This is a genomic window from Halomonas sp. SH5A2 (assembly GCF_014263395.1).
Lineage (GTDB): Bacteria > Pseudomonadota > Gammaproteobacteria > Pseudomonadales > Halomonadaceae > Vreelandella.
This window is the reverse complement of the sequence record NZ_CP058321.1, coordinates 455,628-478,579: the sequence shown is the minus strand read 5'-3', so window position 1 is coordinate 478,579 and position 22,952 is coordinate 455,628. Positions and strand designations below refer to the sequence as shown.

Annotated in this window: 20 protein-coding genes; 6 read left to right on the top strand and 14 right to left on the bottom strand. The window is 59.1% G+C overall.

Annotation, left to right across the window (positions count from 1 at the left end; genetic code table 11):
• Nucleotides 1–68 precede the first annotated feature (68 nt).
• The gene (locus HXW73_RS02265) at nt 69–1,385 is read right to left on the bottom strand and encodes an OmpP1/FadL family transporter (RefSeq protein ID WP_186254702.1); all 1,317 of its coding nucleotides are present in this window, start codon (nt 1,383–1,385) and stop codon (nt 69–71) included.
• Between the two features lie 266 nt (nt 1,386–1,651).
• Between HXW73_RS02265 and HXW73_RS02260 the strand changes: the two genes are divergently transcribed.
• Both HXW73_RS02260 and HXW73_RS02255 read left to right on the top strand, forming a co-directional pair.
• Nucleotides 1,652–2,071, top strand: a complete 420-nt coding sequence (locus HXW73_RS02260; RefSeq protein WP_186254701.1) for a MerR family transcriptional regulator — start codon at nt 1,652–1,654, stop codon at nt 2,069–2,071.
• Nucleotides 2,068–4,584: a heavy metal translocating P-type ATPase gene (locus HXW73_RS02255; protein ID WP_186254700.1), complete on the top strand. Its 2,517-nt coding sequence runs from the start codon at nt 2,068–2,070 to the stop codon at nt 4,582–4,584. The genes HXW73_RS02260 and HXW73_RS02255 overlap by 4 nt, the downstream gene beginning before the upstream one ends.
• Before the next feature lie 74 nt (nt 4,585–4,658).
• Here HXW73_RS02255 and HXW73_RS02250 read toward each other — a convergent pair whose 3' ends face one another.
• From HXW73_RS02250 to ffh, 11 genes are all read right to left on the bottom strand, one after another.
• On the bottom strand, nt 4,659–5,276 hold the full coding sequence (locus HXW73_RS02250; RefSeq protein WP_186254699.1) for a YitT family protein: 618 nt from the start codon (nt 5,274–5,276) through the stop codon (nt 4,659–4,661).
• A 44-nt stretch (nt 5,277–5,320) separates the two neighbouring features.
• Nucleotides 5,321–7,141, bottom strand: coding sequence for a single-stranded-DNA-specific exonuclease RecJ (locus HXW73_RS02245; protein WP_186255881.1), 1,821 nt, complete (start codon nt 7,139–7,141; stop codon nt 5,321–5,323).
• Between the two features lie 5 nt (nt 7,142–7,146).
• Nucleotides 7,147–8,535 (bottom strand): threonine synthase, encoded by a 1,389-nt coding sequence (gene thrC, locus HXW73_RS02240; protein WP_186254698.1) that lies wholly within the window; start codon nt 8,533–8,535, stop codon nt 7,147–7,149.
• A gap of 8 nt (nt 8,536–8,543) precedes the next feature.
• Nucleotides 8,544–9,860 carry a homoserine dehydrogenase gene (locus tag HXW73_RS02235; RefSeq protein ID WP_186254697.1) on the bottom strand — a complete coding sequence of 439 codons (1,317 nt, stop codon included), beginning with the start codon at nt 9,858–9,860 and terminating at the stop codon, nt 8,544–8,546.
• A gap of 86 nt (nt 9,861–9,946) precedes the next feature.
• Nucleotides 9,947–10,654, bottom strand: coding sequence for a DsbC family protein (locus tag HXW73_RS02230; RefSeq protein WP_446719004.1), 708 nt, complete (start codon nt 10,652–10,654; stop codon nt 9,947–9,949).
• A gap of 71 nt (nt 10,655–10,725) precedes the next feature.
• The gene (xerD, locus tag HXW73_RS02225; protein WP_186254696.1) at nt 10,726–11,607 is read right to left on the bottom strand and encodes a site-specific tyrosine recombinase XerD; all 882 of its coding nucleotides are present in this window, start codon (nt 11,605–11,607) and stop codon (nt 10,726–10,728) included.
• A 111-nt stretch (nt 11,608–11,718) separates the two neighbouring features.
• Nucleotides 11,719–12,075, bottom strand: coding sequence for a 50S ribosomal protein L19 (gene rplS / locus HXW73_RS02220; RefSeq protein ID WP_085918299.1), 357 nt, complete (start codon nt 12,073–12,075; stop codon nt 11,719–11,721).
• A gap of 172 nt (nt 12,076–12,247) precedes the next feature.
• A complete protein-coding gene (gene trmD / locus HXW73_RS02215) occupies nt 12,248–13,024 on the bottom strand; it encodes a tRNA (guanosine(37)-N1)-methyltransferase TrmD (protein ID WP_066319345.1) in 777 nt (258 codons plus the stop codon).
• A gap of 47 nt (nt 13,025–13,071) precedes the next feature.
• Nucleotides 13,072–13,617: a ribosome maturation factor RimM gene (gene rimM, locus HXW73_RS02210; protein ID WP_186254695.1), complete on the bottom strand. Its 546-nt coding sequence runs from the start codon at nt 13,615–13,617 to the stop codon at nt 13,072–13,074.
• A 45-nt stretch (nt 13,618–13,662) separates the two neighbouring features.
• Nucleotides 13,663–13,911: a 30S ribosomal protein S16 gene (rpsP, locus tag HXW73_RS02205; protein ID WP_179930001.1), complete on the bottom strand. Its 249-nt coding sequence runs from the start codon at nt 13,909–13,911 to the stop codon at nt 13,663–13,665.
• A gap of 221 nt (nt 13,912–14,132) precedes the next feature.
• Nucleotides 14,133–15,566, bottom strand: a complete 1,434-nt coding sequence (gene ffh / locus HXW73_RS02200; RefSeq protein WP_186254694.1) for a signal recognition particle protein — start codon at nt 15,564–15,566, stop codon at nt 14,133–14,135.
• Between the two features lie 198 nt (nt 15,567–15,764).
• Here ffh and HXW73_RS02195 point away from each other — a divergent pair, with 198 nt between their 5' ends.
• Together HXW73_RS02195 and HXW73_RS02190 are read left to right on the top strand one after the other, a co-directional pair.
• Entirely contained in the window at nt 15,765–16,562 is a 798-nt protein-coding gene (locus HXW73_RS02195; RefSeq protein WP_186254693.1) for a cytochrome C assembly family protein, read from the top strand.
• A gap of 82 nt (nt 16,563–16,644) precedes the next feature.
• Nucleotides 16,645–17,922 (top strand): HlyC/CorC family transporter, encoded by a 1,278-nt coding sequence (locus HXW73_RS02190; protein WP_186254692.1) that lies wholly within the window; start codon nt 16,645–16,647, stop codon nt 17,920–17,922.
• Between the two features lie 12 nt (nt 17,923–17,934).
• On the opposite strand, the gene HXW73_RS02185 is transcribed toward HXW73_RS02190, so the two are convergent.
• Both HXW73_RS02185 and HXW73_RS02180 read right to left on the bottom strand, forming a co-directional pair.
• Nucleotides 17,935–18,597 carry a 1-acyl-sn-glycerol-3-phosphate acyltransferase gene (locus HXW73_RS02185; RefSeq protein ID WP_186254691.1) on the bottom strand — a complete coding sequence of 221 codons (663 nt, stop codon included), beginning with the start codon at nt 18,595–18,597 and terminating at the stop codon, nt 17,935–17,937.
• Nucleotides 18,597–19,211 carry a TetR/AcrR family transcriptional regulator gene (locus HXW73_RS02180; protein WP_186254690.1) on the bottom strand — a complete coding sequence of 205 codons (615 nt, stop codon included), beginning with the start codon at nt 19,209–19,211 and terminating at the stop codon, nt 18,597–18,599. Before HXW73_RS02180 ends, HXW73_RS02185 begins: the two co-directional genes overlap by 1 nt.
• A 178-nt stretch (nt 19,212–19,389) precedes the next feature.
• Between HXW73_RS02180 and HXW73_RS02175 the strand changes: the two genes are divergently transcribed.
• Both HXW73_RS02175 and HXW73_RS02170 read left to right on the top strand, forming a co-directional pair.
• Entirely contained in the window at nt 19,390–20,067 is a 678-nt protein-coding gene (locus HXW73_RS02175; protein ID WP_186254689.1) for an SOS response-associated peptidase, read from the top strand.
• Between the two features lie 80 nt (nt 20,068–20,147).
• Nucleotides 20,148–22,940: an insulinase family protein gene (locus HXW73_RS02170; RefSeq protein ID WP_240538755.1), complete on the top strand. Its 2,793-nt coding sequence runs from the start codon at nt 20,148–20,150 to the stop codon at nt 22,938–22,940.
• Nucleotides 22,941–22,952: the final 12 nt, after the last annotated feature.

The following is a 22,952-nucleotide window of genomic DNA, read 5'->3' as shown; positions in this document are numbered from 1 at the left end:
GCGGTAGCAAATGATTCATCAAAAAACCCGGCCGAGGCCGGGTTTAGGTCGCTACTGTTACTAACGCATTAGAAGCGGTAGGTCAGCTGAGCACCGAAGCCATGGGCTTCGTTTTTGTAGTCGGCGGAGTAATCAGCCGTGCCAATAGTGGTGCCACCATTTTCATAACTACGAGATTGCTCAACTTGAGTACCACGCTCAGTCAGGTAAGAGTAAGCAACGTCGATGGTCATATCCTCAACCGGCGTCCAGCCAGCACCCAGCGAGAAGATACGGCGGTCGTCAGATGGAATCCGCACGCTGCGGGTAGCGTCATTTGTGGGTGTATTGTCAATCGCCAAACCTGCTCGCAGCACCCATTCAGGGTTTAACTGGTATTCCGCACCCGTCGCAAACGCCCAGGCATTAGAGTAATTTTGTTGTTCATTGATGATCTGATCATCCACGCTTCCCTGAACCAGAATCTGATCAAAACGGCTCCAGCGCGTCCACGAAGCACCAAACATTAACGTCAGTCTATCAGTCATTTCCTGAGTCAGAGAGAAATTGACAGTTTCAGGTGTGGTGATATCAAGCGAAGCATCTTGATTAGCTCTTGCACCTTCATAACCCTCACTGGTTCGCGAGGTGCCGTCCAGGGTGTAATCTACTTTGGAACGGTACGTCAGGCCCAGCGTGGTTTCTGGCGCGGGGCGATAAATCACGCCTAGATTGTAACCCCATGCCTCATCATCGCCTTTAACCCTAGTTTCACCGTCCGTTTCCGGACTAGGGGGCTGTCCAACTAAAGCAGCTGGAATGCGTGAGGCGAGTTCGCCATCCATTTGGTTATAGGTTAACCCTGCACCGACGGAAAGCTCTTCGCTGAATTTGAACGACAGGGTCGGCTGCGCGCTGACCACTTCCACCCGCGTGTGGTTGCCGTGATAACGCCCCTCAAAGCTGTCCTCGTATTCGGTTTCCGACCCAAACGGCGCGTAAACCCCGAAACCAAAGCTCCAACGGTCGTTAATCGGCTGTGCGTAAAAACCATAAGGAATGGTTGATCCTGGAACCATATCTCCTTCGTTAGTGCCCTCAACGGGCCCACTAGCAGCACCAAGTAGTGGGGCCGAGAAATCCGATGTCGTATTATCAATATCGGTACTGACATCTAAATACGTGGCACCCACTGAAATCTGGGCACGATCCAAAAACGACATACCTGCCGGGTTGCCGAACACAATGGTAGCGTCGTTGACGTTGGAGCTTCGGCCAGCGTGGCTATAACCCTGCCCGCTTGTGCTTTGCTCATTCAGTTGAAAACCACCCGCTTGGGCTTGGCTGGCGAAGGCGGCGGTGGCAACAGCAACTGCCAGGGTGAGCTTGTTAAATTTATTGTGCATAGTAGGTCTCTCTTCCCAATGATCCGACGGGATGGCGTCCATCCGTCATGCTTTTTTTGTACACGTCAGTTTTGGCCTAAAAGCCCGGTTGGTTCAAGGGCAAACGAGCGTTTTATTTTATTTTTGTCTTATACATTAGTCGCACGACCGTTTTAAATCATTGTTTTAGGGTTTCCAGTCTATTTTCTTTCACCTCGCTTGACCTTTGTGTAACCCATAGGTTTTAGACTCTTGTTAGTCATCAACACTTTCCTTTGGAGCGCACAATGAAAGTCAGCGAGCTGGCAAAACGTGGTGGCGTCACCTCCGAAACGGTGCGCCATTACACACGGGAGCAATTGCTTGCGCCCAAACGACATCCCGATAACGGCTACCAGCTTTACTCCACGACGGATCTAGAACGGCTGCAGTTTATCCAGCGGGCACGCAAGCTCGGGTTCAGCGTGGCCGAGATTCGCGACATCCTCGCGCACGCCGACCAGGGCGACTCCCCCTGCCCACTGGTGCGCGACTTGCTGGCCAACCGGCTGCCGCAGATCCGCGCGCAGATCCAGGAGCTTGAGGCGCTTGCCCAGCGCATGGAGCAGGCGCTGGAGAGCTGGCAGCACATGCCCGACGGTACGCCGGACGGCCACAGCCTTTGCCGCTTGATCGAGAGCTTCCCTGAGAAGCAGGAGGCAACATGAGCCAGCACACCCTGACGCGCACAGTGCCCGGCATGAACTGCCAGGGCTGTGTAAAGCGCATGCGCGAGGCGGTTCAGCAACAGGACAGCGACGCCGAGGTGGTAGGCGCACCGGGGGAAAAACGCCTGGAAGTCACCACCACGCTGGACGACGCCACCCTCGACCAAACGCTGCGCCAAGCCGGCTATCCGCCCGGCACGGCCGAGACGCCGGACGTGAAACGAGACCAGACGACTGACGCCACGCCCGCCAAAAATGCTCCCCAGGGCAGCCACCATCAAACCCGCCTGGCGATCAGCGGCATGACCTGTGCCAGCTGCGTGAAAAGTGTTCAGAAAGCACTGGAGCGTACCGAAGGCGTTGAGACAGCGAGCGTCAATTTTGGCACCCATACCGCGCAAATTTTTGGCGATGCCGACCCGCAGGCCCTGATAGCGGCCGTGGAATCGGTGGGTTACGGCGCCGAGCCCATTGTCGATATGCGCGAAGCGGAAAGAACGCGCTCGGAACAGGAAGCTCTCGACTACAAGCGTCGCTTAAAAGGTAGCGCCTGGTCGCTGGCGCTTGCCGTTCCGCTGATGCTCAGCATGTTCGTCTATCACCCACATCCGATGGGCACCGGGCGGCTGTTCTGGCTGGTGATCGGGCTTCTGACACTGGCGATCCTGGCGTTTCCCGGGCGGCACTTTTTTGTCAATGCCTGGAAGAACCTCAAGCATCATCAAGCCAACATGGACACCCTGGTAGCCATGGGCACCGGTACCGCCTGGCTCTACTCGATGGCGGTCGTGCTGTTTGCCCCCTGGCTTCCCGAGGTCGCCCACGGCATCTACTTTGAAGCCTCCGCCATGGTGATTGGCCTGATTCTGCTCGGCAACGCCATGGAGCTTAAAGCGCGCGGACGCACCAGCGAGGCGCTAAAACGCCTGCTCGACCTGCAAAGCCGCACCGCCCGGGTGATTCGGGACGGCGACGAACGTGAGGTGGACATCGATGCCGTACGTGAAGGCGACCGGATCCGCGTTCGCCCCGGCGAGCGCCTCCCGGTAGATGGCGAGGTCGTGGAAGGCGCAAGCCACATCGACGAATCCATGCTCACCGGCGAACCCGAACCGGTGAAAAAGGGCCAGGGTGATGAGGTCAGCGCCGGTACGGTCAATGGCAAAGGTGGCCTGGTGTACCGCGCAACAAGGGTGGGTGCCGATACCCGCCTGGGGCAGATCACCGAACAGGTCGCCAGCGCCCAGAACTCGCGCCCGCCGATTGGCGAGCTGGCCGATAAAGTGTCCAGCGTGTTTGTCCCCTCGGTGATGATCATCGCCGTGCTTACCGCACTGGTATGGTTCAACATCGGCGCCGAGCCGCGCGTCATTCACATGCTGGTGACGGCCACGACAGTGCTGATTATCGCCTGCCCCTGCGCGCTAGGCCTGGCCACGCCGATTTCCACCATGATCGGCGTGGGCAAGGCCGCTGAACACGGTGTGCTGGTGAGAAACGGCGACGCCCTGCAAACCGCCAGCAAACTGACCACGCTGGTCGTGGACAAGACCGGCACGCTCACCGAGGGCAAACCCCGTGTCACTGAGGCGGAATTGCTGGGCGAGGATACGGCCCAGACGCTTGGCTATATCGCCGCCCTGGAGCGCGGCTCCGAGCACCCGCTGGCAGCAGCGTTAATGGCCTATGCCGACGAGCATGACGCTGAGCCTGCCGAGATTCACGGCTTCGACAGCGTCACCGGCGGCGGGGTGAAAGCACAAACCGCCGACGGGAAGTCACTGCTGCTGGGTAACGCACGCCTGATGGAAGACGCCGGGGTCGATCTTTCCAGAAGCCAGGACGACGCACGCGCATTGGAAGAAAAAGCCCGCACGCTGGTGTACTTTGCTCTGGATGGCCACTTGACGGCGCTTTTCGGCATCAGCGACCCGCTGCGTGACGATGCCGTTGCCGCCGTCAAACGGCTGCAGGAAGACGGTTTGAACGTCGTCATGCTGACGGGTGACAACCCTCACACGGCAGCAGCGATCGCGCGCCAGGTGGGCATTGATGATTACCGCGCCGGGCTGCTGCCCGAAGACAAGCACGCCGACATTGAACGGCGGCAAGCTAGCGGCGAGATCGTCGGCATGGTCGGCGATGGTATCAACGACGCCCCGGCCTTGGCCCGCGCCCATGTGGGTTTCGCGATTGGTCAAGGCACCGATGTGGCGATCGAAAGCGCCGGCATGACGCTGATGCGTGGCTCGCTGCACGGCGTGGCCGATGCCATCGAAATCAGCCGCGCCACCCTGCGCAACATCAAGCAGAACCTGATCGGTGCCTTTGGCTACAACGTGCTGTGTATTCCGATTGCCGCCGGGGTGCTTTACCCGCTTACCGGCACGCTGCTTTCGCCGATGATCGCGGGCGCAGCGATGTCGCTGTCTTCCATCACCGTGGTCAGCAACGCCAACCGCCTGCGGCTATGGAAAACCAGCGCCGCCCCATCCAAAGGAGGCACTGCATGAGCCTACTGGTCAACCTCGCCGGAGCCGGCCTGGTCGCGCTGATTGTTTGGTGGTTCTGGCTGAGCTAGGCGTCTCTAGCTAACGCCAATATAGCGCCCTGGCTTATGATTCAGGGCGATAATCAGATTGAGCGTCAACGCGCCCAGCACCGAGTAGGCCACGCGGTCCAGCGGCAGCTGGGTGAGCGCTACCAGCAAGATCAGCCCGTCGATACCCAATTGCACGTAGCCTGCACGCAGGCCGTGCTTGTCTTGCAGATAAAGCGCCAGAATGTTGATGCCGCCAAGGCTGGTGCGGTGGCGAAATAGCATCAGCATGCCGATGCCCATCAGGCCACCGCCCATCAGCGCCGCATAAAGCGAGGGCACGGCGGCAAACTGCACCCAACTCTGGGTCAGTTCCGAAAAAATCGACACCAAACCAATCGCCGTAATGGTGCGCAGCGTGAAGCTCCAGCCCATGCGTTTGATGGCCAGGTAGTAAAACGGCAGGTTAATGGCAAAAAACCACACCCCGAAGCCCCAGCCGGTCATGTAGTTTAAAAGCAACGCCAAGCCAGCGGTGCTGCCCGTCAACAATACGGCATGGGTATAAAAGGTTACGCCAAGCGCCACAAAGAACGTACCCAGCAACATCGCCATCACATCTTCATAGGGGCGATGAGGGTCCTTGGGAAGGTCTTCCACACGCATGGGAGCGTCCTTACTTGAATCGTTAAGGTTATAAAACGCTGAGTCTAGATGGCGCTGGCATGCTCAACCATCAACTGCAGCGTCTCACGCCCACGCCAGCGGTTGCGGTTAAGCTTGTAGGCGCAATGCAGCGTATCGCCGACGCCGAATGCGGGCAGCTCACCGGGGGTCAGTGCACGGAACCAGATGGCCTTGCAGGTCACGGGGCCCATGGAAAGCTCCATCATCAGATGCGCGCCTTCCGCGCCCACCGGGCGCAGCGCTTCGACGATAAAGCGCCCTTCAAACAGCGGCGGGTCGAACTCGCGGCCATAGGGGCCCAGGACCTCGATATCACCAAGCGTTGCCAGCGATAGCTGTGTTGTGGATAGCTCACCGTCGGTCCACAGGCGCGGATAGAGCTCTTGACCTGCCAACTGCTCATCCACTGCCTTTAGAAAAGCGACTTTAAAGGCCTCCAATTGCTCTCTGGGAACACCCACCCCGGCCGCCCCACTATGGCCGCCAAAACGTGGCAGTGCCTCAGGGGCGAGTTCATAGGTGCGCTGAAGCGCATCGCGCAGGTGCAAGCCGTCGATCGAGCGGCCGGAACCGGTGAGCATATCAGGGGCCGCCGCCCGGGTAAGCACCAGCGCCGGGCGGCCATAGGCCTGCACCAGCCTTGAAGCGACAATGCCCTGCACGCCTGGGTGGCCATCTTCCAGTAAAACGACGACCGCCGACTCGTTGGCTTCCAGCGCGGACGCGGCCAGGGCGCGAGCCTCTTCCGCCATATCGGCCTCGATGGCCTTGCGCGACTGATTATCCTGGTCAAGCACCTCAAGCTGGCGATTGGCCACGCCCTCGGTTTCCGCGAGCATAAAATGCAGCGCCGCGTAAGGGTCGTCCAGCCGCGAGCGAGCATTGATACGCGGCCCCATCTGGAAGGCCAGCGTTTCGGCATTGAACGGTACGCTGTCGGCGCCCAATCGCGTGGCCATGGCCCGCCAGCAGGCGGCTTCCATGCGGTTGATCAGTTTTAAACCTTGATTGACCACCGCACGGTTGGCGGGGCTGCCGCCCAGCGACACGCAATCCGCGACCGTGCCGAGCGCTACGTAAGAGAGCCAGGGCGACAGTTTAGGGGTGGATTCTGACAGCGCGCCCCACTCGATCAACACGCCGCGGGCAAGCGACATCAATAGCCACGCCACCATGCATCCGGCGATGGTTTTATCAGGATACTCGCAGTCATCACGGGTTGGATTCACGCAGGCATAGGCCGAAGGGGGCGGGCCTTCCAGCGGCAACGCATGGTGGTCGCTGACCACGACATCGATGCCCGCGGCTTTCAAGCGGGCAATACGCGGCTCGTCGCTACTGCCGCAGTCGGCGGTGATGACCAGCGATGGTAGCGGCTTCAGGTTCAGCGTGCGTTCGACCAGCGGCAGGCTGATCCCGTAGCCGTCATGGATACGGTGGCCAATCAGACTGTGCAGCTTATGTTCCGGCACGCCAAACAGCTCGACCAGGGTACGGCGAATCACCACGTGGGAGGTGATGCCATCTACGTCGTAGTCGGTGAGAATCCCGATCGATTCGCCTTCAGCCACCGCCTGGGCAATGCGCTCGGCGGCCCGGCGACCGTCCGCGAGTTTCTCCGGGTGCGCCAGATAACGCAGGCTGGGCGATACCAGCGGCGCGAGCTCGCCTTGATAACCCGGTAGCCGCGAGGCGAGCAGGCGCGCCTGAAGCTCATTCAAGCCTTCCGCCTGGGCACGGGCATAAACCGCCTCGTCCAGTGGACGAGGCTCCAGCCGTGGACGGCTAGCGTGTTGCAGCGGCGACGGCGCCTGGCTGGCAGGTAGGTCAGTCACGTCGGCCATCATTCCTAGCGCCGATTGTCAGCGACAAACTGCTGCACCGCGGCGAGCTCAGCGGGCAACACCGCATAACGCTCTTCGCGTTCAAGCAGGTCGTCCATGTGTGTCGGCAGCGGCACGCCCTGGAAGCCGGCCTTCACCACCGCGTCAGCAAACTTAGCGGGATGCGCCGTGGCCAGCGTAATCACCGGTGTGGTCTGGTCAGCCCGGGCACGCTCGGCGGCGCGATAGCCGGTGGCCGTATGCGGGTCGAGCATTTCCCCGGTCCGGTGGTGGGCTTCACGAATCACTTCCAGAATCGTGGCGTCGTCAACGCTGTGGCTTGAGAACTTTTCACGCAGCTTGGCAAGCGGCGCGTCGGCAAGTGCCGTGGGTTCCTGCTGAAAGCGCTCCAGCAGCGCCGCCACTGCGGCGCCATCCTGGTCGTAGGCATCAAACAGCAGGCGTTCGAAGTTCGACGACACCACGATATCCATGGACGGGGCGAGGGTTGCGGCCAGCTCTTTCTTGGAGAAGTCATTGGCGGCCAGCGTGCGGTGCAGAATGTCGTTGGCGTTGGTGGCAATGATGAACTGCTTGACCGGCAGGCCCATTTTATAGGCCATATAGCCAGCAAAGACGTTACCGAAGTTGGCCGACGGTACGCAGAAACTCACTTCGCGCTTGGGCGCACCCAGCGCCACGCCGGCGGCAACGTAATAGACGATCTGGGCCATGATGCGCGCCCAGTTGATCGAATTCACCGCCACCAGGCGCGTGCCGTTCAGAAAGTCCTGATTGGCGAAGCTGGCCTTGACCATTGCCTGGGCGTCATCAAAGTTACCTTCGATGGCAATGTTGAACACGTTGTTGGCCAGCACCGTGGTCATCTGACGACGCTGCACTTCCGACACCCGGTTGTGGGGGTGCAGGATAAAGATATCCAGGTTGTCACAGTGGCGGCAGCCTTCAATGGCCGCCGAGCCGGTATCGCCGGAGGTGGCGCCCATGATGACCGCCCGCTCACCGCGCTTTTGCAGGAAGTGGTCGAGCAGGCGACCCAACAGCTGCAGCGCGACGTCCTTGAACGCCAGGGTGGGACCGTGGAACTGCTCGAGCAGAAAATGGCTGGCGTCCAGTTGCTTGAGGGGCAGCACCGCGTCGTGATTAAAAGCCGCGTAGGCATCGGTGACGATCTGGCGGAAGGTCTCGTCGTCGATCTCGCCGTTCACAAACGGCTTCATGACACGAAACGCAATCTCCGCGTAGGACAATCCGGCCATCGCTTCCAGATCTTCTGGCGAGAACGACGGCAGCGTTTCCGGCACGTAAAGCCCGCCGTCGCTGGCCATGCCGGTCAACACCACCTCTTCAAAGGTGAGCGCGGGGGCTTGCCCGCGCGTGCTGATATAACGCATGTGGTGGGTTACTCCCCTTCGTCCAGGCTTTCCACGCGGATACGCGTTACAGGGCCAGCAATATCCGCCATGGCTTCAATTTCACGGATTGCTTCGTTCATCTGCTTTTCCTTGGTGCGGTGGGTCAGCAGAATGATCGGCACCAGCTCGCCTTCGGTGGCTTCTTTCTGGATCAGTGCTTCGATGGACATGCCCTGCTCGGCAAGGATTGTCGCCACGCGGGCCAGTACACCGGGACGGTCGACAGCCAGCAGGCGCAGGTAATACGCCGTGGTAATGTCTTCCATCGGCATGATCGGCAGCTGGCTGACGTCTTCGTCAATGCCACTGAAGGCCAGGTAAGGCACCCGGTAATGGTGGTCGGTGGCAATATCCCGCGCGACGTCCAGCACGTCGGCCACGACCGCGGAGGCGGTCGGCTCAGCCCCGGCGCCAGCACCGTAATAAAGGGTCGGCCCCACGGCGTCGCCCATCACCGCGATGGCGTTCTTGACGCCGTGAACATTGGCGAGCAGGCGCTCTTTGGGGATCAGCGTGGGGTGTACCCGCAGTTCAAGCCCATGGTCGGTGCGCTTGGAGATGCCCAGGTGCTTGATGACATAGCCAAGGTTATCGGCCTGCTCAACGTCTTCCGCGGTGATCCGCGAAATCCCCTCGGTGAAGGCTTTCTCGAACTGCAGCGGCACGCCATAAGCGATTGAGGCCAGAATGGTCAGCTTGTGCGCCGCGTCGATACCTTCAACGTCAAAGGTCGGGTCGGATTCGGCGTAGCCCAGCGCCTGGGCTTCGGCGAGCACGTCTTCGAAGGCGCGGCCTTCATCGCGCATATGGGTCAGAATATAGTTGCCGGTGCCGTTGATGATACCCGCCACCCACTCGATGCGGTTGGCCCCCAGGCCTTCACGCAGCGATTTGATAACCGGGATACCACCCGCAACGGCGGCCTCAAACGCCACGATCACGCCCTTTTCGTGGGCCGCCTTGAAGATTTCGTTGCCGTGGACGGCGATCAGCGCCTTGTTGGCCGTGACCACGTGCTTGCCGTTTTCAATCGCGGTAAGTACCAGTTCGCGGGCAACGTCGTAGCCGCCAATCAGCTCAACCAGAACATCCACATTCGGGTTGGTGGCCACTTCAAAAACATCTGTAGTGGCATTGATACCGGTAATGTCGCAATCGGGGTGAATACTGCGGTGGCCCACCTGCTCAATCACAATCGGACGCCCTGCACGGCGTGCAATATCGTCAGCGTTGCGCGTCAGTACGTTAAAAGTACCGCCACCGACGGTGCCCAGCCCACAAATGCCTACTCTTACCGGTTTCAAAATACTTCCCCTTTCATGTTGTGCACTCAGAGGTGCAGTGTCTCAGCGTGATAATGTTTGATCAATTGGTTCAGGGGCTACTGACCCTAGGCGTCATCCAGTTCCAGCATTTCCATCATGCGGTCCGGCGGCACAAACCCTGGCACCATCTGCCCATCAGGCAGGATAATCGCTGGTGTCCCCTGGACGCCTAACGCGCGGCCCAGCTCGTACTGCTCGGCTACCGGATTGTCGCAGCTGGCCGAACTGGACAGCGTTTCGCCTTGCTTGGCACGCGACATGGCTTCGCTGGGGTTATCGGCACACCAGACCTGCTGAAGCGTTCTACCCGCGTTGGCGTTAACGCCACTACGCGGAAAGGCCAGATAGTGTACCGCAATACCACGCTCGTTGAGCTCTGGAACGGTTTCATGAAGCCTTACGCAATACGGGCAGCTTGGGTCGGTAAACACCACGACCGTCGCCTTGGGGGTCTCTTCACCACGAAACACCACCCGATCGTCTTCCGGTATCGCCGAAATGGCGTCCGCACGCTCCTGGTTGCGCGCCTGTTCGGTCAGGTTCACCAGCCCACTATCGGCGTTTTCGTAAAGATCGCCGACCAGAAAATGACTGCCGTCGGCATTTGAGTAAAAGGACTCGCCGTTTTCCAGACGAACATGGTAAATCCCTTCCATCGGCGTTTCACGCACCTCGTCAACCGGCATTGCCTGTCCGTTGACACTTAAGGAGTCGCGAAGCGCATCGGTCGCGCTACTCGCCTGCGCTGCCATGGGTAACATCGCACCGACCATCAGCCAGCCTATCAGCCTGCGCGGCTTGCTTTGAGACGTCGTTGGTTCTGTGTTTCGGCGCATCATGCAATTCAACCTCTTGGGTGATGTTCAGCATGCAGGCTTTCCAGGCGAGCCTGGGCCACATGCGTGTAAATTTGCGTGGTGGATAGGTCGCTATGACCTAGCAACAGCTGTACGACCCGTAAATTCGCCCCATGATTCAATAAATGGGTCGCAAACGCATGGCGAAGCGTATGCGGCGACAGGGGACGCGTTATACCCGCCGTGATGGCGTGCACCTTGAGGCGATGCCAGAAAGTCTGTCGCGTCATCGCTTTATCACCACGGCCTGGAAACAGGGCCGGACGCGTCGGGTCCTGCATCAGCATGGGGCGCGTCGTTTTCATATACTGGGCCAGCCAATCGGCGGCCTCCTCACCCATCGGTATCAGGCGATCTTTATCGCCTTTGCCGCGCACTCGCACCACTCCTTGGCGCAAATTGACCGCGTCGCTGGTTAACCCCACCAACTCCGAGACACGCAGTCCGCAGGCGTAGAGCAACTCCAGCATCGTACGATCGCGCACGCCCAATGGCGTATCCAGCACCGGAGCCTGAAGCAAGCGCTCCACTTCGTCTTCTTCCAGCGTGTTGGGCAGGCCTGGCTGTACGCGCGGCAGTCGCACCTCAGCCAGTGGATCACTTGAAACATGACCATGGACGCGTGCCCAGCGGTAAAAGCTGCGCAGACTCGACAACAATCGCGCATTGGTGCGTACCTGATAGCCCGCTTCACGGCGACTGGTGAACCATGCATCCAGTCGTTCAGGCGAGGGCGACAATAATGACTCGCCGTGTTCCTCCAGGTGCTGCTGCCAGGCGTTCAGGTCGCGTCGATAAGCCGCTAGCGTATGCTCACTGGCCCCGCGCTCCAGCCACAGGGCATCCAAAAAAGCATCAATGACACGCATACGCAAGCCGCCCGTTAGGATTCACATCTGTTAGATAAACAAAACCCCGCCCCGCAGAGCGGTGACGGGGTTTTGGTACCCAGGCGCAAGCGCCTGCGGAAACGACTCGCCTTAGGCCAGCTTTTCCTTGATACGCGCCGATTTACCGCTGCGCTCGCGCAGGTAGTAAAGCTTGGCTTGACGCACGTCACCACGGCGCTTGACTTCAAGAGAGTCAACCAGCGGGCTGTAGGTCTGGAAGGTACGCTCAACGCCAACGCCGTGAGAAATCTTGCGCACGGTGAACGCGGAGTTCAGGCCACGGTTACGCTTACCGATGACCACACCTTCAAATGCCTGCAGACGTTCGCGGTTGCCTTCTTTGACTTTCACCTGAACGACGATGGTGTCGCCCGGTGCAAAGTTCGGCACCTCTTTGGACATTTGCTCGTTTTCGAGCGCCTGGATCACCTTGTTTTTACTGCTCATCATCATGCTCCTAAATAACGTGGTGGCAAAGCCGCTCAGTCATGGAAGGCGGTCGCCGTGATCCCGGCGCTCAATAACGAGCGACGCGGGAGTCGTTATGGGTGACACAGGTGCGTTGGCTGTCGCCATTGTCGCCCTGCACCGCCGCTCATGCCGGTTCAGTCTTGACTACCTAGTCAGTCTTGGCTGACGAACCAGAAAGAGCGTATTCCTCGATAAACTCGTTCAACAGCTTGCGCTGTTCGGCATCCAACGGTCGCCCTTCCAACAGGTCGGGTCGACGCTGCCAGGTGCGGCCCAAGGATTGCTTCAACCGCCAGCGCTTGATCGCGGCATGATTACCGCTCAGCAGCACGTCCGGCACCTGTCGCCCGTCGATTACCTCGGGACGGGTGTAGTGCGGGCAGTCTAACAAACCATCGTTAAACGAGTCTTCGATGGCGGAATCCTGATGCCCCAAAACACCGGGAATCAGCCTTGCCGCCGCGTCAATCAACACCATGGCCGGCAGCTCGCCGCCGCTTAGCACATAGTCGCCAATTGACCATTCTTCATCGATATCACTTTCCACTACCCGCTCGTCGATGCCCTCATAGCGCCCGGCTACAACAACCAGCGGACCTTTAGACGCCAGTGACGTCACGCCCTGCTGATCCAGCTTGCGCCCCTGGGGTGACAGGTAAATCACCGTGGGCGTTTGGCCGGTCGCGTCATGCGCCTGCTGTCGGGCGTCATGAATGGCAGCACGTAAGGTGTCGACTTTCATCAACATCCCGGGGCCGCCGCCATAGGGGCGGTCATCAACGCTACGATGGCGGTCAGTGGCATAATCGCGCGGATTCCAGAACGCGAGCTCTATGTGCCGTTTTTCGATCGCTCGACCGACCACGCCCTGCTGGGTGAGCGCATCGAACATCTCAGGAAACAGCGATACCACACCTATCCACATCGCGGGGTGTGAAACGTCATTTCCACCGCCCGGCCGCTGTTCACTGTTCAAAACTCAGGATCCCAATCAACGACCATCCGGCCGTCTTCAAGACTGACTTCAACAATGACGTCGCCCGGCAAAAAAGGCAGCAGGCGCTCACGCTTGTCGATCGCATCGACATCGCCACGAACGACCATGACATCGTTGGCACCGGTTTCGAACAGGTAACTGACCTGCCCCAACCGTTCGCCGGCTTGAGTGAAAACCGCAAGGCCTTCAAGCTCATGCCAATAATACTCATCGTCGGAAAGCTCAGGGAGGGCTGCTTTGGGCATCAATATGTCCGCTTGAGCCAATGCGTCGGCCGCGTCACGGTCATCGATCCCTTTAAGCTGAACCACAAGGCCTTTACCTTGCCGACGGCCCTGAACAATGGTCATTTGCGTCAGGCTGTCGCCTTGGCGCACCCACCATTCGGGGTAGTCCAAAATGCTGTCCATGGGGCTGGTATAAGAATATACCTTCAGCCAGCCTTTCACTCCGTGGGAGCTTGTCAGCTTGCCGAGCACCACATGCGTGTCGTCAGTATGGCTTGTTTCAAAACGCGTCATTGACGACCTCAACGTACAACAGCACTTGCCACATCGCGAACAGGTTTAGGCCTGCTTACGCGCTTCTTTTACCAGCTCAGCAACACGGCCTGACAGCTGGGCACCATGATTCTGCCAGTGCACAACACGGTCCAGGTCAACGCGCAGGCGTTCTTCCTGACCACGTGCGACAGGGTTGAAGAAACCGATACGCTCAATGAAACGGCCATCACGGGCGTTACGTGAGTCAGTAACAGTCAGGTGGTAAAAGGGACGCTTCTTGGCGCCACCACGTGCCAAACGAATGGTAACCATACGATAACTATCCTTCGGTTGAGGTTACGAGAGTGCGCCTTAGCGGCGTTCGCTACCGGAAACACTCTTCATACTATAAAAGTCTTCAGCATAAGGGTTAGCCACTATATGACCAACGCCCACGCACGAAGACGCCGCATTCTACGCAAATGCGCTCGGCTTGGAAAGCCTGACAGCCAGAAAACTATCAGCCCGTCAAGCATGCCACCCGGCGGCAACGCTTAGCGACGAGGAAATCCACCCGGGCCACCCATGCCGCCCATACCACCAGGGCCACCCATTCCACCGGGACCGCCCGGGCCGCCACCGCCGCCGCCCATCATGCCGGACATGCCACGCATCATTTTTTCCATGCCGCCTTTTTTGCCGGCTTTCTTCATCATTTTCTGCATCTGCTTGTGCTGCTTGAGCAGACGATTCAAGTCCGGCACCTGAAGCCCCGCACCCGCGGCAATACGGCGCTTGCGTGAACCGTTGATAATCTCGGGCTTGTGGCGTTCTTTAGGGGTCATGGAATTGATCAACGCTTCAAGCTTGCCGAGCTCTTTTTCGGGGCCAGGCCCCTGGGCCATATCAGCCATCTGCCCCATGCCCGGCAGCTTGCCGAGCAAACCACCCATGCCACCCATTTTCTTAAGTTGCTGCAGCTGTTCGCGAAAATCTTCCAAATCGAAGCCGTCGCCTTTCTTGACCTTTTTGGCCAGTTGGTCGGCTTTGGACTTGTCGACCGTGCGCTCGGCTTCCTCGATCAACGAGAGCATGTCGCCCATGCCCAAAATCCGCGAGGCGACCCGGTCAGGGTGGAAGGGCTCCAGGGCGTCGACCTTTTCCCCCACACCCATGAACTTGATCGGCTTGCCAGTAACATGGCGCACGGAAAGCGCAGCACCGCCCCGCGCGTCACCGTCGGCCTTGGTCAGGATCACCCCGGTGAGCGGCAAGGCGTCGTGAAACGCTTTTGCCGTATTGACCGCATCCTGGCCGGTCATGGCATCGACCACGAACAACGTTTCGTCAGGGGTGACCGCTTTGTGGAGTGCCTGAATTTCCGCCATCATGGCTTCGTCGATGGCCAGACGGCCCGCCGTATCGATCAACACAACGTCGTGGAATTGAATCTTGGCGTGCTTGATGGCCGCTTCAGCAATCGATACAGGCGCTTGATCCGAGCGGGAGGGGAAGAAGTCGACTTCCACCTCTTTGGCCAGGGTTTCCAACTGGTCAATCGCCGCGGGGCGATAGACATCCGCGGACACCACCAGGACCTTTTTCTTCTCGCGTTCCCGCAGGTAGCGCGCCAGCTTGGCCACCGAGGTGGTCTTACCCGCGCCCTGCAAACCGGCCATCAGCACAACGGCAGGGGAGCTTTTTAACGTTAGCCCCTCGTTCGCTTCGCCCATGGTGGCTTCCAGCTCTTGCTGGACAATCTTGACGAACTGCTGCCCGGGCGAAAGGCTTTTGGATACCTCTTGCCCGACGGCACGCTCGCGCACCCGTTCGACGAAGTCCTTGACGACGGGCAGCGCCACATCTGCCTCAAGCAGCGCACGGCGGACTTCCCGCAGGGTATCTTTAATGTTGTCTTCGGTCAGGCGCGCCTGACCTTTGATCGATTTTAACGTCTGGGAAAGACGCTCACTAAGAGTCGAAAACATGGGGCCTCTTGCCTCCGTCGCTGTCGCCGGGCTTGACCGGCCCTAGGCTAATGAAAAAGATTATACGCGCTCGCAGCTTGAGTCTCCATGGGCTCAAGATATAGATGACTGTGCGTCACTGTAAGGATTCGTTATAGTAGTGGCTTATCAATTCGATTTGTTTCATTACGACGCGCTGCAAGGCGCACGGATAGCATCATGCAGGCGCTCCCTTTCGCCACCATCGCCTTTATTCTCTATGTAGCCGCTGCCATCTGGCAGGGCATGGCGCTGTTCCGGCGCGTTCCCCCTCGCCAGGTCATTGTACGGCTCTTAGCCGCTCTGGGTCTGCTGCTGCATATCCCGGTGGTGGTTCATCTGGTCGGGCAAACGCCGGGCTTGTTGCCCGGCTTTACCACCAGCGCCACGCTGCTTATGGCGGTTGCCGTCAACGTGGTCCTGGTAGCAAGCCTGTTCAAGCCCGTGCTCAACGCCGGCATTGCGCTCTTCCCGCTAGCCGGCATCGCGCTGATGGCTGCGACCTGGCTGCCCAGCCAAAGCGGTCAAAGTGGGCTGACGCCGGGTATTTTGATGCACGCCATCAGCTCCGCGCTGGCCTTTGCGGTGCTGGCGATTGCCGCCGCACAAGCGGTACTGGTAGGCTTGCAGAATCAGGCATTGCGCCACCATCACATCCGCGGCATTGTCCAGTCACTCCCTCCGCTTACCACAATGGAGCGGGTGCTCTTCGAGTTAGTGTGGGTCGGCATCATATTGCTGACGCTATCCATCATCAGCGGTTTGCTGTTCCTGGATAACTTCTTTGCCCAGCACCTCGCCCACAAAACGGTACTATCGCTTCTCGCCTGGGTGATTTTCACCGCGCTATTGATTGGCCGTTATCGGTTTGGATGGCGCGGCATGCGCGCGGTGCGCTGGACGCTTGGCGGCTGCGCGATCCTGGTATTAGCCTACTTTGGCAGCAAGTTCGTGCTGGAAGTGGTACTTAACCGCTAATCTTGCAGGCACTGTGTGTATTGACACCTCTGTTGCAACCTCTTACAAATCGAGCTGAACACGGCATAAAGGAAATTCTGACTTGAGTGATGACTTCCCGCTGGGATTACTCTTTGGCTTGCTGGCCCTTCTCATTGCCCTATCCGCTTTTTTCTCAAGCTCTGAAACAGGCATGATGTCGATTAACCGCTATCGGCTCAGCCATAACGCCAATAGCGGCGACCGTCGTGCCAAGCGCGTCATGCGTTTACTGGCGCGCCCCGACCGACTGATTGGCGTTATCCTGATCGGCAATAACTTCGTCAATAACCTTGCCGCCTCCATTGCCACGATTATTGCCATCCACTTTTTTGGCGACGTGTCGGGGCCCGCCATTTCTACCGCGCTGCTGACCATCACCATTCTGATTTTTTCCGAGGTGACGCCCAAGACCTACGCGGCCATCAAGCCCGAGCGCATTGCCTACCCAAGTTCTTATGCGCTTGAGCCACTGCTTAAAATGCTCTACCCACTGGTATGGCTGGTCAATGCGGTCTCCAACGGGCTGCTGCGTCTGATCGGTGTCAAGAGCGTCGAAAACGGTGGCGACAACCTTACACGGGACGAACTGCGCACCGTGGTTCATGAAGCAGGCACGCTGATTCCCTATCGTCACCGCGCCATGTTGCTATCGATCCTCGATCTGGAAAACGTCACCGTTAATGACATCATGGTGCCCCGCCATGAAGTGCTGGGCATCGACCTGGATGACTCACTGGAAGACATCCTGGCGCAAATCCGCACCAGCCAGCATACCCGCCTGCCGGTCTACAAAGGCGATATCAATAACATTATCGGCATGCTGCACTTACGCAATGCGGCTCGCTTTTTATCGCGTAGCGAAGTCACCAAGGCAGCGATTGTGCAGGAAGCCCGCGAGCCCTACTTCATTCCGGAATCCACGCCGCTTCACACCCAACTGCTCAACTTCCAGAAACAAAAGCGCCGCATCGGCATCGTGGTCGACGAGTACGGGGATGTTGAAGGACTTGTCACCCTGGAAGACATTCTTGAAGAGATTGTCGGTGAATTCACCACCGACGTATCGGAAGATGATGATATTCACCAACAGGATGACGGCAGTCATGTCATCGAAGGCACCGCGACCATTCGAGACATCAATAAGATGCTTGGCTGGCAGTTGCCTACCGACGGTCCCAAAACCCTCAACGGGTTAATTCTCGAGCACTTGGAAGGGTTTCCTGAAGGGCCTGCCTGCTTGCAGGTAGGGGCAACACGGATGGAGATTCTGGCGATTCGAGACAACCTGATCACCTCAGCGCGCTGCTGGAAGGCGACGCGAAGCGGGTTAGGTCAATAGGCTGATGCAATGTCACTGGCGCGGCGCGATATCCTGATCCGCCTCGACTTTAAGTTGCCTCACCTGCTGTTCAAGGTAGCGCCGTAGCGCCAGCCCCCCGGTATCACTCGGGTCAATAGGGTCTCCAAAGTGGAGGCTCACCGGCGCCCGGAAACGCCTGGGCCATTTCTTTAACGCCTTGCCATCATAGTGAGATGTCCACGAGCCCCAGAGCCCCGCAAGCGCAGCGGGCACTACCGGCACGCAATCTCGCATCACAATCGCCTCAAGCCCACGACGGAAGGGGTGAATGTCGCCGTCGGGCGTTAGTCGCCCTTCGGGAAACACCATCACCACTTCACCCTGGCGCAATGCCTGACTGACTTCCTCCAGGGCACGACGTAACGCGCCTGGACTGCGACGCTCAGACTCGATGGGAATGGCACCGACTAGTTGAAACCACCATCTGAGCCAGGGAGAGTCAAAGATCGGCTGATCCATGACAAAACGCAACGGGCGGGGACTGCCGCCACCCAGCACCAACGCATCCATAAAGCTGACGTGGTTACACACCACCAGCGCCGGCCCTTGTTTGGGAATATGGCAACGCCCTCTAACACGCAGGCGATAGCAAAGCCGCATCGCTAGGAAGATACCGCCGCGCAGCAAGTGGCGCACTGGCTTAACCAATCCCATTACTCGAGTTGCTCGCGGTTGCGTAGCCCAGCAAGAACGGTGCTCAACAGCTGGTCAAGCAGTTCATCCACCTTGAGTTGATGCCCCTGCCAGTAACCCAGGCGTTCATTCAACCCAAGTTGAACCAGCCCGTGCACACTGCCCCAGAGGGTGCGTCCCAAGCGTCGCGCCTCGGCATCATCCAGTAGCGGTTGATACTCTTTGAGCGACGTTTCAACCTGGGTAAACAACGCCTCGATCAACTGGCTCTGACGCTGGTCCAGCTCCCCTTCCTGCGCCAACGGATGATCAAACAACAGCTGCCACCGGTAACAATCCTTTTCAGCAAATCGCCAATAGGCATTGGCCAGCGCACGCAGCCAGGGTTCGGGATCATCCGACGCAAGGTTTGTAATAGTGGACTGCAAGCGCGCCAGGGTTTCGACGTTGACGTACTGCAACAGAACATTAAAGCTGCCATACAGCTTGAGCAATGTACTGGGGGCGCAGCCGACCTCTCTGGCCAGGGCACGCAGCGATAAACCATGGATGGACTGTTGAGCCAACCATTCATCGCAAGCGTGCATGACCTGCGCGTGTAGTGCATCGGGCGCGTGCTGTCTGGGGCGAGCCATGGCGATCTCTTAATGTGAACGGCAAACAGGAAGAATGCCTCATCGCGCTTTAGCGTGAACAAGGGATACTATAGGATACCCCACATCGAACACTGTTTTCGACTCCAAACCTCGACATTTCATGCTTAATACCCTCTAAAAGGGTACAGACAACGCGTTAGCGTAAAAGGAGACCTGCATGGCTGGGCGCTTACACGTGCAGCAACTGCCTCTTGCCCGCCTACTCCCAAGCCTGAAGATGGCTGAACCCTTGATCGAGTCACCCAACGTGGCACCGCGGCAACCGATATCGGCCATCCGTATGGTTGAGGGTCAACTCTGTTTACAGTCGTTATTCTGGGGGCTAACACCGCCCTGGCTAAAAGTCCTGGATAATGCCCCACACTGCGCTCGAGCGGAAACCCTGAACCAACGCGGAATGTTTCAGGAAGCCTATCGCTCGCGTCGCTGCCTGGTACCAGTCAGCGGCTTTTACATCTGGAAACGGCTACCCCGTGCCAAGCAACCTTACCTGGTCACGCAGGTCAATCGTGGGCCACTGCTGTTGGCGGGCCTGTGGTGTCGTTACCACACCACACTCACTAGCTACAACGACTCCACCGCTCTGGTAACCGTCCCCGCCAACGCCTGTTTATCGCACCTGACGGACCGACTGCCTGCGGTGGTCGACGCGCAGGACGCAGATGAATGGTTAAATCCCGACACGGACCACGCTCGCCTCGATCGCTTATTGGCGCCGGCACCGTTGGAACTGTTGGGCGCTTTTCCGGTATCAAAGCAGATCAACTTTCCTACCTACCAGTCTCCGGCCTGTGCTCACCCCGTCGGGCCGATGATACGCTGGACCACGCCATAGGAGCTTACATGCGTCAACTTATTGGTTTAAAACGCTTTGCAAGATGGAAAATGGCGTTGCCTGGTGGCGCCCTGATGGGCATGGCCATGGGCAGCCTTTGGCTTGCGCCCGCGGCGCTTGCTGCCAACGAAGACGACATCAAGGACGTCACCACGCCCCACGTCAGCCCGTATGACGAGCGCGACTACCGCGTGCTCGAGCTGGAAAACGGCTTGAATGTGCTACTCGTCAGTGATGACGAGGCAGATAAAGCGGCAGCATCGATGAACGTACGGGTCGGCAGCGCCCAGGACCCTGACGACCTGCAGGGGCTCGCCCACTTCCTTGAACACATGCTGTTTTTGGGCACCGAGGCCTACCCTGAAGCCGACGCCTATCAGCGCTATCTGTCGCGCAATGCGGGGTCGCACAACGCTTTTACCGCTTCTCAGGATACCAATTATTTTTTCAGCATTGAGCCTTCGGCCTTCGAGGGCGCCCTGGATAGGTTCAGCGCTTTTTTCGTGTCACCGCTGTTTAATGCCGACAAGCTTGAAAGCGAGCGCAATGTGGTGCACTCCGAGTACGTGTCACGCCGTCAGGATGAAGGAAGGCGCGAAAACGCGGTACTCAACCAGTTGTTGAACCCGGATAACCCGACCACCCAGTTTGCCGTGGGTACCCGCGAGACGCTGGCCAATCCACCGGACGGCGAAGCCACCCTTCGCGAACGGGTAATGGCGTTTTATCAGCGTCACTACGACGCCAATGTGATGAACCTGGCCGTGGTGGCGCCCCAGCCGCTGGATACCCTGGAAGACTGGGTGGTCGAGCGCTTTGCCGAGATTCCCGACAACGACCGGGAAGCCCCCAGCATCGACGCACCGCTCGTGGATCGCGACACGCTGCCCCGTTATGTGGAACGCCAGTCGATTGAAGATCGTCACCAACTGCGTTTCTACTTTCCCATTCCCGACCCCACCGACGCTTATCGCCAGAAGCCCACCCAACTGATTTCCCATTTGCTGGGCGATGAAAGCGATGGCAGTCTGTTCGCGGTCCTCAAGGATGCCGGGCTTGCCGACGCACTGTCGGCGGGGGTCGGCCGCGGCGATGGTCAGCATGCGCTTCTCACTGTCTCCATCAGCCTGACCGAGGAGGGCGCGCAGCGCCTGGACGATATTGAAGCCACGCTGTTTGCCGCTATCGAGCGTATCCGCCAGGGCGGGCTTGAAGAGTGGCGCTACAGCGAGCAAGCCGACCTCAACGAACAGGCCTTCCGCTTTCAACAGCACGGCGAACCCCAGCAGGAAGCCACGCGACTATCGATGAGCCTGTCACGCTACCCGGTGGAGGACGTCCAGTACGCCGCGTACCGGATGGATGATTTCGATGCCGAGCAGCATCAACGCTACCTGGATGCGCTGACCCAGGACAATATGCTGCGCATTTACTCAGCCCCCGACATCGAAAGTGATCAGGTAACGCCCTGGTTCGACACCGCCTGGCGCGAACAGCCGCCCAGCCAAAGCGGCCAAGCCTTGACCGGGCTGTCGCTCCCTGCACCCAACCCGTTTATTGCCAGCGATCTTAGCCTGCTGGACGGCCAGAACGAACACCCCAGCACGCTGATCGACACGCCTTCGTTCACCGCCTGGCATATGCAGGATGCCCAGTTCAACACGCCCAAGGTGGAGTGGCGGCTGAGCTTGCAGCACCCCAGTGCCAGCTATTCCGCCGAGGAAGCGGTGCTCACCCGGCTATTGGCCAACTGGCTGAACGATAGCCTTAACGAAGCGCTTTACCCTGCCTGGCTGGCCGGCCAGTCGTTCAGCGCCTATGCCCATTCACGAGGCATGACGCTGTCGTTTTCCGGCTGGCGGGACGGCCAGACACCGCTGATCGAGCAAGCGCTCGACCAGCTCAGCGACGCCAACATAGGTCAGCGCGACTTCGAGCGGGTGCTCAACCGTTTACAGCGCGAGTGGCGCAATGCCCCCCAAGCCTCCCTGTACGCCCAAGCCAGCGGAACCATTGGCGAAGCCCTGCTAACGCCGCAGTGGTCGACCCAAGCGCTGCTTGAGGCCAGCCAGCGACTGAAGCATGGTCACTTGATCGACTTCCGTCGGCGTTTTCTTGCCGACCTGTACGTGGATGCCATGGCGGTCGGTAACCTGGGGCCCGAACTCGCCCGAGAGCAGGCGAACCTGATGCGCGGTAAGCTCACTCCCCGGCTAACGCGCGACGATATCGCCAATCTCACGCCGCTCGCCGTCAACAGCGACGACACGGTCTTGCATCCTAATAGCGAACGCGAAGAATCCATCGTGCTGCGTTACCTGCAAGGCCGTGATCAAACACTGCACGAGCAAGCCGCGACACAGGTGCTCGCCCAGTGGCTGGAAACGCCTTTCTACCAGCAACTGCGCACCGAGGAGCAGCTTGGTTACATCGTCAACGCGGGTTACTCACCGCTGCTGGACGCCCCTGGCATTGCCATGGTCGTGCAGTCACCCGACGCCGATAGCAACACGATCGCCGAGCGCATGGATGCGTTTCTGGAGGGCACCGGCGAGCGGCTTGAGCAGTTGGAAGACGGTGAGCTGGACGCCTACCGTCAAGCAGTGAATACCCGCTTGCGCCAGCGCGACACGCGGTTGGCGCAGATGGCCAATCGCTACTGGCAGGCAACCGCGCGGGAGGAGGTGCGTTTTGACCGCCGCGAACAACTCGCTGAGCTGGCCCTTGAGGTGACGTTAGACGACCTGCAGGCCCTGTGGCCAGCGCTGCGTGAACGCCAACTGGACGTGCGCTTCAACCCAGGCGACGAACCCAGCGACGTGGCAGCGATCCGCCAGCAGTTTACGCCTTTCCCCGAAAAAGCCGGCGACTGACCGCTGAGCCCT